Source organism: Leptolyngbya sp. FACHB-711, assembly GCF_014695615.1.
GTDB lineage: Bacteria > Cyanobacteriota > Cyanobacteriia > Elainellales > Elainellaceae > Leptolyngbya_A.
Window position 1 is genome coordinate 1 of sequence record NZ_JACJOR010000408.1, and the last position, 12,323, is coordinate 12,323.

The following is a 12,323-nucleotide window of genomic DNA, read 5'->3' on the forward strand; positions in this document are numbered from 1 at the left end:
TAATACCCCTGATTTTGGGTATTAGCCCGAATTCTTCAGCGTTTCTTCGGTCTGTTTTCGCCTTGAATTCTGCCTAAAATCCCAGAAACGGAATTAGACGGAATCCAGGGTGTTGGCATGGAACAACGACCTCGAAAATTATTAGACCAAGTCCGTAATGTTATTCACATGAAGCACTACTCCTACCGGACTGAGGAGAGCGACGTGGTTTGGATTCGACGGTTTATCCTATTTCATAACAAACGCCACCCGATCGAAATGGGAACAGCAGAAATTGGGCAATTTCTTAGCGATCGGGCAATTCAGGCACAGGGGTTGCTATCTTGGCTCGAACCCAGGCATTGAGTGCTTAATCGTCTGCAGGTGCGGATTGAACAGAATCATACTGCTGACAAAAATCCTCGATCGCCTTCACGAAGCGGGGTCCGTAATGGGTCAACTTATGGGTTCCCACGCCAGAGATTTGAGCGAAGTCGGTGAGCGATTGGGGCTGGGATTGTGCCATCAGGCGCAGGCTGGAATCAGGAAAGACCACGTAGGGCGGAACAGATTGCTCGTCGGCGATTTGTTTGCGGAGGGCACGCAGGTGTTCAAAGAGCTGCTCTGCTTTGAGACGTTTCGGTGAGTCGGGACGATCGCCTTCGTCAGTTCGCTTAGGAATCGCCACAAAAACCGATCGCTGCTTGCGAAGGACTTCCCAGCTTTGCGGGTTGAGCTTGAGAACAGAGTAGCCGTCGCTGGTTTCACTCACTAAGCCCTGATGCAGGAGCGATCGTCCGAGTATTCTCCAGGCGTCTGTGCTGCGGTTTTTGCCAATGCCGTAGGTGGAAAGCTGGTCGTGCTGGTTTTGCAAAATGCGCTTATCTTTGGAGCCGCGTAGCACATCAATAATATAGGTTATGCCGAATCTTTCCTGGCATCGCGCCACGCAGGAGAGAAACTTTTGCGCCTCGATCGTCCAGTCTTCGAGCGGTTTGGGCTGAAGGCAGTTATCGCAGTTGCGGCAATTTCCTTCAAAGCGTTCGCCAAAATAGCTGAGCTGAATGCGGCGGCGGCAGTCGGTTCCTTCGGCATAGTCCACCACCTGACGAAGCTGCTGACGGGCGATTTGCTGCTCGTTGGGGTCAGGCTTCTGGTCGATCAAATAATCGATCGTCTTTAAGTCGCCGTAGCTAAAGAAAAGAATGCAGTGGGCAGGTTCTCCATCTCGTCCGGCGCGTCCCGATTCCTGGTAATAGCCTTCCAGATTGCGGGGCAGATCATAGTGAATCACAAACCGCACATCCGGCTTATTAATGCCCATGCCAAATGCGATCGTCGCGACCATAATTCGCACATCGTCCCGGATAAAGCGGGTTTGATTCGTGGCGCGATCGGTGTCCGGCATCCCGGCGTGATAGGCAAGGGCAGCAATGCCGTCCTGCTGAAGGCGATAGGTGAGTTCGTCTACTTTTTTGCGGCTGAGGCAGTAGATAATGCCCGACCCAGAATTTTGGCGCACGAGCTGCAATAGTTCGGCGTAGGCGTTTTTCTGCTTGGAGCGAATCTCGTAGCTCAGGTTTTGCCGATTAAAGCTAGCGATATGGACGATCGGCTGCCGCAAATCAAGCTGCTCGATAATATCTTGCCGGACACGCTCAGTTGCCGTTGCCGTCAATGCCAGCATGGAAACTTCGGGAAACTGCGATCGCACCGAAACAAGCTGACGATACTCCGGGCGAAAGTCATGTCCCCACTCGGAAACGCAGTGAGCTTCGTCGATTGCAAATCCAGCAATGCCGATCGTGCTGTGAATTTGATCAAGAAAGAGAAGAAACTGTTCACTCAGCAATCGTTCGGGAGCCACATAAAGCAGTTTCGTTTCGCCCCGCAAAATTTGGGCTGCCCGCGATCGGACTTCCAGGGGACTGACAGTGCTGTTAAGAAACGTTGCGCCGATCCCGTTATCGCAGAGGGACTGCACCTGATCCTGCATCAGCGCAATCAGGGGCGAAACCACGATCGTCACCCCCGGTTTGAGCAGAGCCGGAAGCTGAAAACAAAGCGATTTACCGCCCCCCGTCGGCATCACGACCAGCAAATCCTGCCCTTCCAGCACCGCCTCGATCACATCCCGCTGTCCCGGACGGAAGCGATCGTAGCCAAAGAAATGCTTGAGTGCCTGTTCCAAGGAAGAGAATTCAGCCGGAGTCGGGGAGAGCGCAGCCGTCATGCTAGGAGCAGATGTACTAAACGGATTCCCCCTAGTTTAGGGGGTTTGGCGAATTCTGCCAATACGAGGTTTGGGGGATGGGGAGAGAGAGTAAATGGGTGAAGAGGGAAATAAGATAGGAGGGTGGGCGGGGGAGCCGTGTTTTAACCCAGGGAGCCAAAGCCGACCGCAAGCGCATCAAATTGACGATCGCGATCGTGGGGAGTTTCAAAGTCAATAATTGGTCCTTTTGGAACGATGCCGCTGGGATTGACCTTGGGGTGGCTGCGATAGTAGTGCTGCTTGATGTGGTCGAGGTTGCAGGTTTCTTTCACGCCGGGATGCTGGTAGATGTCGCGCACATAGCCCCAGAGATTGGGGTAGTCTACAATGCGGCGCAGGTTGCACTTGAAATGCACATAGTAAACCGGATCAAAGCGCAGCAGGGTCGTGAACAGACAAACATCTGCCTCTGTGAGGCGATTACCGCAGAGGTAACGCTGGCGACCAAGCAGGTCTTCGTAATAGTTCAGCGCGTCAAACAGTTCAGTGACGGCTTCGTCGTAGGCTTCCTGAGTGGTAGCGAATCCTGAGCGATAGACGCCATTGTTGATTGGTTGATAGATCGCGTCGATCGTCTCATCAATTTCAGTATGCAGATCTGCTGGGTAGAGATCGATCGGGCTATTGGTGACTTCGTTAAATTCGGTGTCGAGCATCCGAATGATATCGCGAGATTCATTGTTGACGATCGTGCCTGTCTGCTTATCCCAGAGCACAGGAACGGTGACTCGTCCGGTATATTGGGAATCGACTTTGGTGTACACCTCCCAGAGATAGCGGGCATGATTGATCGAATCAGGAATCACGCCGGGCGCGTCGGTAAATTCCCAGCTATTCTCGCCCATCACAGGATTGACGATCGACACGGAGATTGCGTTCGTTAATCCCTTCAGTTCGCGGACGATCAGCGTTCGCTGTGCCCAGGGACAAGCCAGGGAAACGTAGAGGTGATAGCGTCCTGACTCAGCTTTAAAGCCGCTCGATCCGTCTGCGGTGATTCGATCGCGAAAGGTCGTATCTGGGCGCATGAACCGTCCCTTTTTATCTTCTTGCTCGCGCTCTGAAACCCATTTGCCGTCAATCAGCATTCCCAGTCCCATCTTGCCTTTCTCCCGATCGCTTATTTCTTCTACCTTAAAACGTTCGCTAGTAGCCGCTCCCAACCTTTTAAGATAAATCTACTAATTGGAAGATTTTTTTGCATAAAACCGCTTAAACCATCTGCCGCTTTGAAATGCCTGTGATAGAATTCCGGCAAAGTATTTGGGGTTTGAAAAATCATGAATAAAGGCGAATTAGTGGATAAAGTTGCAGAGAAAGCGGATGTTACCAAAAAGCAAGCAGATGCAATTCTGTCTGCGGTTTTGGAAGTAATCATGGAAGCGGTTTCCGAAGAGGAGAAAGTTACGCTGGTCGGGTTTGGTTCTTTCGAAGCGCGGAAGCGTCAGGCAAGAGAAGGACGCAATCCCAAAACAGGCGAAGCCATGACCATTCCAGAGACAACTGTGCCTGTGTTTTCTGCCGGAAAATTGTTTCGTGACAAGCTGGGAGGCGAATAAACGCGGATTCGTGCTGAGCGTGGGTGATTTGAAGCTCACGCTTTTTGCCTTGCCTGGGCTAATCAGCCAATAAAAAACCTCCAGTTTTGGAGGTTAAACTCTGCCACAAGCAGATGAGTTAGCATCACGAGAATTAATGTAAGCCCTGAGTGTGACAGACGTATGACGACGGTATCGCGAACGTTTCTCAGTTGTTGACTGGATTACTTTGTAAGAATATGACGCTGTCGAACACGCTCTCGGAGCAACGGCTTTGCCTCGACCCTTGCTTGGGTTAAACCGATCGCCCCACCCCTGGAATCAGGTTTCGTCACTGGAATACAGCCCGGAATGCAGTACAGTGAGGATCGCTTAACGTTTTAACAGTTCAATACGAGGCTGGAAACGGTATGTCAGTTGTTGCATTTGTGAATCAGAAAGGGGGCTGTGCAAAATCCACCACCTCAGTTCATTTTGCCTACTGGCTCTTTCACCAGCAGCGTAAAGTGATGCTGATTGATGCAGACGCACAGCGATCGAGTTCGATTTGGTTGGAAACGTTGGAAGATCCGATTCCGTTTCAGGTGATTCAAACCGCCGATGAGCTGCTGGCGCGAATTCCTGAGCATGCCGATCGCTATGATTACATTGTCGTGGATGGTCCTGCCGGATTGTCGGATGCGACCAGGAGCATTGTCTTGACGGCGGATTTGGCGGTGATTCCCTGTCAGCCAACAGGCGTTGATTTACGATCGGCTTCGGATGCGATCGAGCTAATTCGTCAAGCACAGGCAGTGCGAAACGAGTTGCCCCAGGCGGCGGTCTTTGTGTCGCGGGCAGTCAAAGGAACCCGGCTTAAAGATGAAGCAATGGCAGTTTTGAACAATATCGGGGTTCCGATTCTGAACACAGTGATTCACCAGCGACAAACGGTTGCCGATACCTTTGGTCAGGCAGCAACGGTTTGGGAACTGCTGGGTAAAGCCTCGGTTGAAGCTGCCGAAGAGTTCGATCGCCTGTTTCGCGAAATGATGACGCTGTTGCCGCGATCGTCTAAAAATGCGGTGACTCCTAAATAAGCTGTTCTATAAGTTCTACAAGCTGTTCTTAAAGCTGTCTCACAATAATTTTAAAAGCTGTCTCACAATAAACCGATGGCAGACCTGACCCGACAGCAGCTCATTCTGGCACTGGTGGCAATTCCTCACTCGGCAAACCTGGCGGGGGTAGATCTCTCAGACCTCACATTGGCGGGACTCTGCTTGAGCAAAGCCAATCTCTGCCGTGCGAATCTCCAGTTTACCGATCTGCACGAGGCGGATCTTAGCAGGGCGTCCCTGATTAAGGCTCAAATCTCGCAAGCCATCCTGCGCGATGCCAACCTGAATGAGGCAGACTTGACGGAGGTCAATCTAGAATATGCCGACCTGACTAATGCCCTGCTGCAAGGTGCCTGCCTGATGTCTGCAAAGATGCAGAACGCTGTTTTGGCAAAGGTCAACCTGGAGCGAGCGATTCTGTTGAGCGTCATTCTAGACGAAGCCGACTTACAAAATGCCAATCTAAACTACTGCAATTTGCAGGGCGCAAGTTTACGCAATGCCAATCTGCGGGGAGCCAGCTTGGTGAACGCGAACCTGAACGGAGCCGACCTGAGCGGCGCATATCTGGAAAGCGCTGACCTCACCCAGGTGGATTTGAGCAATGTCATCCTTGAAGATGTTCACTTTGAGGGCGCAATTTTCCGATAAGCGGTGGGGGAATGAGGGGGCAGTTCAGGTTGCTAAGCCCAATATCAGCCCAAAACAACTCCCGATCGCCCGGGTAGCTCCAGCGTCAGCGTTTCGCCTACCCAGTGCGCTTCGCCTAATCCATACAGCAGTTCGGCAGGATGGCGAGATAACTGGCTGCCAATTCCCTCCAGGCTGAGCTTTTCAGGGGAAGTTCCTGTATTCACCGCCACGATCAGCACTTCGCCGCTGCCAATGCGGGCAAAGGCATAGGTCATTCCTTCTGCGCCTAGAATTTGATAGTTTCCTGTACGAAGAGCAGGGTGAGCATGACGCAGGGCGATGAGCTGACGATGGCAGGTGAGCAGAGCCAGGTTCCAGTTTGCCTCCAGCGGGAAGCCGCGCCGCGAATCAGGGTCGAGTCCGCCCGGTAGCCCCACTTCGTCACCGTAGTAGATGCTGGGCGCACCGGGAAAGGTCATGAGCAGTAGAGTTGCCAGTTGTACGCTGTCTTCGTCGCCGCTTGCCATGCTGATCAGCCTCGCCGTATCGTGACTTGCCAGCAGGTTAAGCTGCGCGAGCTGAATTTCCCACGGATAAAGCTTCAGCAATCGCTGCATTTTTGCCGCATACTGAGCCGCGTCGATCGCCGGAAAGGGTTCATAGTCCCGGTCTTTTGCCATTTCGGGCAAAACGCGATCTCCTGCGACAAACGCGATCGTCGGTCCGGTAAACAGGTAGTTCATCACACCGTCAAACTGCGTGCCGTCGAGCCACTGCCGCGAATCCCCCCAGACTTCGCCCACAATGTAGGCTTCAGGATTGATTGCTTTGATTCGATCGCGAAACTCCTGCCAAAAGCCCGGTTCTTGAATGCAAAAGGGCACATCTAGCCGCCAGCCGTCGATGCCCGATCGCACCCAGTATTCGCCAATTTCCATAATGTATTCGCGCACCTGCGGATTGGCGTGATTAAACTCTGGCAACGCCCGATTGCCCGCCCAGCCCACGTAGTTTGCCGAATGCTCTCCGTTATAAGGCGACAGGGGCCAGCCCTGAATTTTGAACCAGTTCAGCCAGGGCGAATGGGGTCCGTTTTCCAGGATGTCGTGAAAGAAGAAAAAGCCGCGACTGGCATGGTTAAACACCCCGTCCAGCACCACTTTAATGCCACGATTGTGAGCCGCCTCCAGCATTTGAAAAAAAGCCGGATTGCCGCCCAAAATTGGATCGACCTGATAGTAATCGTGGGTGTGATAGCGGTGATTACTGGCGGATTGGAAGATCGGCGTGAAGTAAATTGCCGTCACTCCCAGCCCTTGTAGATAGTCAAGCTGGTTTGTCACCCCCCACAGATTACCGCCCTTATAGCCTTGCAGCGACGGCGGCGACTCCCATCCCTCAAACTGAATATCAACCAGATCGGGATTGTCGGGTCTGGCTCCTCGCGCAAAGCGATCGGGGAAAATCTGATAAAAAATTGCGTGCTTCACCCAGTCGGGAGTCTTCACAGGGGGTTTGCCGTCCATTCTTGCTGCTCCGTCCGCCTTTTTTGCCTAAGCTAGCGGCATTTCCGCTGCCTGACTACAGCCTTTTTGTAGATAAAAAGGACGACGCGAAGCAGTTCCTCCCTATGAGGGAATCGAGCCAGGCACTACGACTACGTGTTCTGGGAGAATAATATGGCGGTTACTGTCCACAATGAGCCAACCTTCTTCTTGTAGTTGACTAAGAAGCCGGGTGACCGTCACTCGCGTTGTGCCGATCGCATTTGCAAGCTGCTGATGGGTTAATCGCACCGTGAGCCGTGTTCCTTCCGGGACGGGTTGCCCCACTTCCTGCTTCAGCAAAATCAACAGATGCCGCAGCCGCTCCTCAACTCGCCGATAGCCTACCATCGAGAGAATCGCTTCTGTTTGCTGCAATCGTCGCGCCAGATGGCGAAAGATACCCTGTGCCAGAGCAGGAGACTGCTCAACCTCAGACCAGCGCAGGCGCATGATATCGACATCAGTCAGGGCAGCGGCTTGATAGGGACGAATGATGGCTAAAGGCAAGCCAAAAGGCATCGACGGACAAGCCAGCCCCAGCAGTGCTTCTTCGCCCGTGTCATAAAGGGTTCCAAGCTGCACTACGCCCCGACAAACCACCAGGATTTCATCGGGCTGCATCCGAATGGGCTGTCCGCTGCGGTAGGGCTGTAAGCTGCGCCCCCGGTAAACCTCTTCGAGAAGCTGGCGCAAATCGGGCAGAGGCGTAATTTCGAGGGCGGTGGAGGCTTGAAACATAGTAGTTACGGCGTAACATCTAAGCACAAGCCTAGAGGGACAGCCTCAAGAGGAGGTAATCCCCAGATTAGCAGTTCACTATATTTAGATTGAGAAAAGGTTAAGCTTTTGCCGGGTCGCAACCGAACAACTCACAAGTCAAACGACCCTGAGTTCTGCGGCTTGTTTGCAGCGCAATTTTTCGCTTTGTAGCCTTATTAAATCAGAATTAGATCAATCTGGATGTATTGCAGCTATCACAGGAGCAATACCGGAGTGAAACAGGCTTAAACTCAGCATCGTTTGTTAAGGGGAATGTCCTGCCTGCCTTGCCTACTTTTGTATTGTGGGTGACATACCTGGAGAAGGGGCTTGATTGCCGTGATCGTTCACGAATCCCAAATGCCCTAGAAGGAGCATTACGCTGAGCAGAGCAAAAATCTGGAGGGATTTTTCGACCTTAATGAAGCTGCTGAGAAACTTGTCCATCGGAATCCTTTCAGCCTTGTTGCGATCGCATGATCTGACATTACAACCTCGCTCAGCCTATGTTTTCGCAAAAGCTGCTGCGCTATAAACTTTGTGGTGTGAACCTACGCTCATTCTAAACACAGGCATCATTGCAAGATATTCAGCAAGTACGCCAATTTTGAGGAGTGAATCCTGAGAAACGAATCCTAGAGCTTTTTCGTCATAAACACGCTGTTGGGGTCATCGATGTAATCAGCGAAGGGGCCTCGGTACTCAAACCCGTATCGGGTGTACAAGGCTCGGGCTGGAGCAAACTCAGGAAAAGACCCCGTTTCTAGATTCAGGCGATCGTAGCCACGCCGTTTAGCTTCCTGGATAATGTGTTCCAGAATTTTAGAGGCGACCCCTTTGCGACGATGAATGTTGGCAGTTCGCATTGATTTAATTTCACCGCTCCTTGGATCTAGCTCTTTCAGTGCCCCGCACCCCAGCAGTTCATTGCCCTCCCAGGCTGCCCAGAAGGTAATGTCGGGCGATCGCAATGCTTCTAAATCCAGTGCATGAACGCTTTCAGGCGGCGTAATCTCATACATATTTTCGAGATGTTCCCGTAGCAAGTCAGCGATCGCTTTCCCAGTCAGGTCATCTTCACGAATTTCCAACTGCCTAATTTCCTGCTTTTTTGAAGGTTCTGCTAAAGAAGGGACTGACAAAATTCTGCGTTTGGAGCGACGTTTGGTGAGCCGATCGCAGACTGTCTATGAAAAACCTAGAATAAACCTACCGAAGACAGCGAATTGCCTCTAGCATTCCCCGCGCTTTGTTTAGCGTCTCCTCGTATTCTTTTTCTGGCTCTGAATCTGCGACCATTCCTGCACCTGCCTGCACCGTCACCCGATGCCCACCTTCTGGCTGACTGCGAACCACCATTGTACGAATCGCGATCGCTGTATTGAGCTGCCCCTCGAAGTCATAGTAGCCGTATGCACCGGAATACACGCTCCGGCGACAGGGTTCCAGATCGTGAATAATTTCCATTGCGCGAATTTTGGGCGCACCACTCACCGTTCCTGCGGGGAAACAGGCTTTGAGTAGTTCCCATGCGGTCTTGCCAGGAGCGAGCCTGCCCAGGACATTGCTAACGATGTGCATCACGTGGGAATAGCGTTCGATCAGCATCAGTTCATCCACGCTCACCGTGCCGCTGGCACACACTCGCCCCAGATCATTCCGTCCCAGATCCACCAGCATGACGTGTTCCGCAATTTCCTTCGGGTCTTGCAGCAAATCGTCTGCTAGAGCAGTATCTTCTGCCGTGGTTTTGCCTCTGGGTCGAGTTCCGGCGATCGGGCGAACAGTTGCCACCATTGCCGCCGTCCCGTTGGTGGGATCAGTGGTGGAAGCAATCGACGAATCCCGCTCTGCCTTCACCATCACTTCTGGGCTGGAACCGATAATCTGCCAGTCCTGGAAATGGAAATAGGCCATGTAGGGCGAAGGATTAATCAAACGCAGCGATCGATACAGCGAAAACGGATCGCCTACGTAGTGAGCAGACAACCGCTGAGAAATCACGACCTGAAAAATATCGCCCGCGCGAATGTGGTTCTTTGCCTGCTCAACGCTGTTACAGAACTGCTCCTTAGTGAAATTACTGCTGTAGTCGAGCGGAGCCTGATTGGATGCCGCTCCACCAGGGGCAGATCTTGCCTGGGGCGAAGTCCACTGCAAAATCGTATCCCGCTTACTTAGGGGCAACTGAAGCTTTTCCACAAGTTGAGACACTCGATCGCACGCCTTTTGATAGGCCTGTTTCAGATCTGTTTGAGGATCACGCAGATCTGCATAGGCGATCGCCCAGATCTTGCGCTGCACCTGATCAAAAATCAGCAAATGGTCGATCTGCATCCAGAGTCCGTCTGGCAAATCATCTTCCTGAGGCGGATACACCGGAACACGCGGCTCGATCCAGTGAATCAGCTCATAGCCCCAAAAGCCAAATAGCCCCCCAATTCCCGGCGGCAACTGCGGCAGCGTCACCGGCTGGTAAGGTTCCAGACAGGAAGACAGAGCAGCAAAGGGGTCGCCCTTAAAATCGCGGATTGACCCATCCCGGTAAGTTTGGATCGTTTGATTGCCCCTTGCCTCCAGAATCCAGAGCGGATCACAGCCCAGCAAGCTATATCGCCCGATGCGATCGCCCCCCTCTACCGACTCTAGTAAAAAGCTGTAGGGTTGTCCGGCGCAGACTTTGTACCAGGCAGAAACCGGAGTATCCAGATCGGCGACCCATTCCTGATACACAGGAACAAAGTTGCCCTGCTGAGCCAGCGCAGCGAATTGCTCAAAATCTGGAAACGTCATGCCCCTATCCGTGAATCGACGAAAGTGCCTTATAGTCTATCATTCCTGTTGCCTATTCCTGGTTCACTCCGTTGTTTCACCCGATCGTAGGATGAAAGATCATTTAAACATCAGGGAATATTAATAATCAGAGCAAGATCACTGCCACAACCTGTTAAATTCGTTTACACTATCAGAGGGCAGGATCAAGAGATCTTAAAGTAGGTTTCTATCTTCCGCCTCAACCCATGGATAGATTAGCCTAAGTCGATTAGGCTAAGAATAGGGTAAGACTCGTAGCAACACAAACTGCCAAGGTAAAAATAGCTTTAAGGAGAGTTTAAGCTGGTTGGGTTAAGGGCATATTCTTTACTGTCATGTGTTGCAGTAAGCAGTTGATTCTTAACTAAGCAAGCAGCATTTTGAGAAACATTTTGCCGGAAATAGCAGGTCTTATCCTGTAGCCTATGAGAGAGATAGCTTCAGAGTTCAAAGCAAGTTCTCAACAGAGTTTACTCGCTCCATCTCACTGCCTCACTGCGATTGCAGTACTCCTCAGAAATCGTTGCTTTGACTGCTCAACAAATTTCCTCTCTTGTTCTCCATTACAAAAAACACCAGCTTCACCAGGAGACATCACTCAATGAAGGATTTCGTTCTCAACGCACCGAATGAAAATCGCTACACCTACTTCGTGGCGTACTACGGTAAAGAGTTCCAAAAGCAGACAGCTGTTCTCAACATCCAGCACGACTTTACCGACTCTGTTCAAGACCTCCACGTCAAAATCCGTTCCCGCATTGCTGACCTGCTCGGCAACGACACCCCCTCCTGCTACCACATCCTGGCACTGGCAACTCCTCAAGCCATTCCGGTGTAGGGCGATCGATAACCGAATTTAATCACTGAATTAGTTTAAAGAGGCATTGAGTTCTAAAAAAAGACTCAGTGCCTTTTTACGATTTTCAAGTCTGAGAAAGCTCGGCTTGTAATCCAATGAAATTCTTTCAGCGATCGATTAAATCTGCAAACTAGTTGATACTTTGCATCAAAAAAGCTGAATCGCAACTGGGAGAGTTAGCAGGAAAAGCAACAGTGGCGAATATTGTTTTGGGAATGCCTGGTCGGCGAGAGACTATGGCTGTATTTGATACTTAAGATTGGAACATTACGAATTTAAACATTACAAATTTATGTCATGTTTACATCATGAGAATGTTTATGAAGATTGAATCAACTTAAGACAGGCTGAAATCAGTGAATTTGCGGAACTGGTACTCTTTGCTTATGGGAAAAAATCGTAGCGTTTGCTACGCCGAGTGCAGTTTTATCAGAGCATTTTTCCTTAATTAATCTCTTTAGCAATGAAGTTTTGATGCTCTCTAAGCATCATTGGAGCTTTCACGGATATTGCCTTGGCACATCTTCCTGAAGCTTCGGATATCGCTTATGGCGTTGAAACCAGTATCTATTGCAGTTCGATCCGCCACAGTTTTGTTCTCTCTGTTCTTCCTGCTTGATATAGCCTCCACTCTTTGAGAATCGCCACAGTTTTGTTCTCTCTGTTCTTCCTGCTTGATATAGTCTCCACTCTTTAAGAATTGTGTCCAGTGAGAATTGTGTCCAGAATGATGTGACGCAGTTCTAAAGTTGCCTTTCCCTGATAGTTCTCTATTCGTTTCATAAACTATTGGTTGAAGGAAAATAATGGTTATTAATC

General features: G+C 50.9%; 12 protein-coding genes. 5 read left to right on the plus strand and 7 right to left on the minus strand.

Features of this window, described 5'->3' with window-relative positions:
• Positions 1 to 117 precede the first annotated feature (117 nt).
• A complete protein-coding gene (locus H6F80_RS17710; protein ID WP_190792845.1) occupies positions 118 to 345 on the plus strand; it encodes a phage integrase N-terminal SAM-like domain-containing protein in 228 nt (75 codons plus the stop codon).
• A gap of 4 nt (positions 346 to 349) precedes the next feature.
• Here the strand turns inward: H6F80_RS17710 and recQ are convergent, their stop codons facing one another.
• On the minus strand, positions 350 to 2,212 hold the full coding sequence (gene recQ / locus H6F80_RS17715) for a DNA helicase RecQ (RefSeq protein WP_190792846.1): 1,863 nt from the start codon (positions 2,210 to 2,212) through the stop codon (positions 350 to 352).
• Positions 2,213 to 2,355: 143 nt separating this feature from the next.
• Entirely contained in the window at positions 2,356 to 3,354 is a 999-nt protein-coding gene (locus H6F80_RS17720) for a glutathione S-transferase family protein (protein ID WP_190792847.1), read from the minus strand.
• Between the two features lie 180 nt (positions 3,355 to 3,534).
• On the opposite strand from H6F80_RS17720, the gene H6F80_RS17725 reads away from it, so the two are divergent.
• From H6F80_RS17725 to H6F80_RS17735, 3 genes are all read left to right on the plus strand, one after another.
• Entirely contained in the window at positions 3,535 to 3,813 is a 279-nt protein-coding gene (locus H6F80_RS17725; protein WP_190792848.1) for an HU family DNA-binding protein, read from the plus strand.
• A 389-nt stretch (positions 3,814 to 4,202) separates the two neighbouring features.
• Positions 4,203 to 4,871 (plus strand): AAA family ATPase, encoded by a 669-nt coding sequence (locus tag H6F80_RS17730; RefSeq protein ID WP_190792849.1) that lies wholly within the window; start codon positions 4,203 to 4,205, stop codon positions 4,869 to 4,871.
• A 75-nt stretch (positions 4,872 to 4,946) separates the two neighbouring features.
• Positions 4,947 to 5,543, plus strand: a complete 597-nt coding sequence (locus H6F80_RS17735; protein WP_190792850.1) for a pentapeptide repeat-containing protein — start codon at positions 4,947 to 4,949, stop codon at positions 5,541 to 5,543.
• Positions 5,544 to 5,587: 44 nt separating this feature from the next.
• On the opposite strand, the gene H6F80_RS17740 is transcribed toward H6F80_RS17735, so the two are convergent.
• The 4 genes from H6F80_RS17740 to H6F80_RS17755 form a co-directional block, all read right to left on the minus strand.
• Positions 5,588 to 7,051 carry a glycoside hydrolase family 13 protein gene (locus H6F80_RS17740; RefSeq protein WP_190792851.1) on the minus strand — a complete coding sequence of 488 codons (1,464 nt, stop codon included), beginning with the start codon at positions 7,049 to 7,051 and terminating at the stop codon, positions 5,588 to 5,590.
• A gap of 102 nt (positions 7,052 to 7,153) precedes the next feature.
• Positions 7,154 to 7,810, minus strand: a complete 657-nt coding sequence (locus tag H6F80_RS17745) for a Crp/Fnr family transcriptional regulator (protein WP_190792852.1) — start codon at positions 7,808 to 7,810, stop codon at positions 7,154 to 7,156.
• Positions 7,811 to 8,466: 656 nt separating this feature from the next.
• The gene (locus H6F80_RS17750; RefSeq protein ID WP_190792853.1) at positions 8,467 to 8,922 is read right to left on the minus strand and encodes a GNAT family N-acetyltransferase; all 456 of its coding nucleotides are present in this window, start codon (positions 8,920 to 8,922) and stop codon (positions 8,467 to 8,469) included.
• A gap of 118 nt (positions 8,923 to 9,040) precedes the next feature.
• Positions 9,041 to 10,624 carry an anthranilate synthase component I family protein gene (locus H6F80_RS17755; protein ID WP_190792854.1) on the minus strand — a complete coding sequence of 528 codons (1,584 nt, stop codon included), beginning with the start codon at positions 10,622 to 10,624 and terminating at the stop codon, positions 9,041 to 9,043.
• Positions 10,625 to 11,246: 622 nt separating this feature from the next.
• On the opposite strand from H6F80_RS17755, the gene H6F80_RS17760 reads away from it, so the two are divergent.
• Positions 11,247 to 11,483: a hypothetical protein gene (locus H6F80_RS17760; RefSeq protein ID WP_190792855.1), complete on the plus strand. Its 237-nt coding sequence runs from the start codon at positions 11,247 to 11,249 to the stop codon at positions 11,481 to 11,483.
• 502 nt (positions 11,484 to 11,985) lie between these two features.
• Here the strand turns inward: H6F80_RS17760 and H6F80_RS29470 are convergent.
• The coding region (locus H6F80_RS29470; RefSeq protein ID WP_206755089.1) for a hypothetical protein at positions 11,986 to 12,323 on the minus strand (338 nt) is incomplete at its 5' end.

Coding starts and splice junctions, on each gene's coding strand:
- H6F80_RS17755 (WP_190792854.1), bottom strand. CDS start 10,624: ATGACGTTTCCAGATTTTGAGCAATTCGCTGCGCTGGCTCAGCAGGGC.
- H6F80_RS17735 (WP_190792850.1), top strand. CDS start 4,947: ATGGCAGACCTGACCCGACAGCAGCTCATTCTGGCACTGGTGGCAATT.
- H6F80_RS17710 (WP_190792845.1), top strand. CDS start 118: ATGGAACAACGACCTCGAAAATTATTAGACCAAGTCCGTAATGTTATT.
- H6F80_RS17725 (WP_190792848.1), top strand. CDS start 3,535: ATGAATAAAGGCGAATTAGTGGATAAAGTTGCAGAGAAAGCGGATGTT.
- H6F80_RS17720 (WP_190792847.1), bottom strand. CDS start 3,354: ATGGGACTGGGAATGCTGATTGACGGCAAATGGGTTTCAGAGCGCGAG.
- H6F80_RS17740 (WP_190792851.1), bottom strand. CDS start 7,051: ATGGACGGCAAACCCCCTGTGAAGACTCCCGACTGGGTGAAGCACGCA.
- H6F80_RS17760 (WP_190792855.1), top strand. CDS start 11,247: ATGAAGGATTTCGTTCTCAACGCACCGAATGAAAATCGCTACACCTAC.
- H6F80_RS17730 (WP_190792849.1), top strand. CDS start 4,203: ATGTCAGTTGTTGCATTTGTGAATCAGAAAGGGGGCTGTGCAAAATCC.
- recQ (WP_190792846.1), bottom strand. CDS start 2,212: ATGACGGCTGCGCTCTCCCCGACTCCGGCTGAATTCTCTTCCTTGGAA.
- H6F80_RS17745 (WP_190792852.1), bottom strand. CDS start 7,810: ATGTTTCAAGCCTCCACCGCCCTCGAAATTACGCCTCTGCCCGATTTG.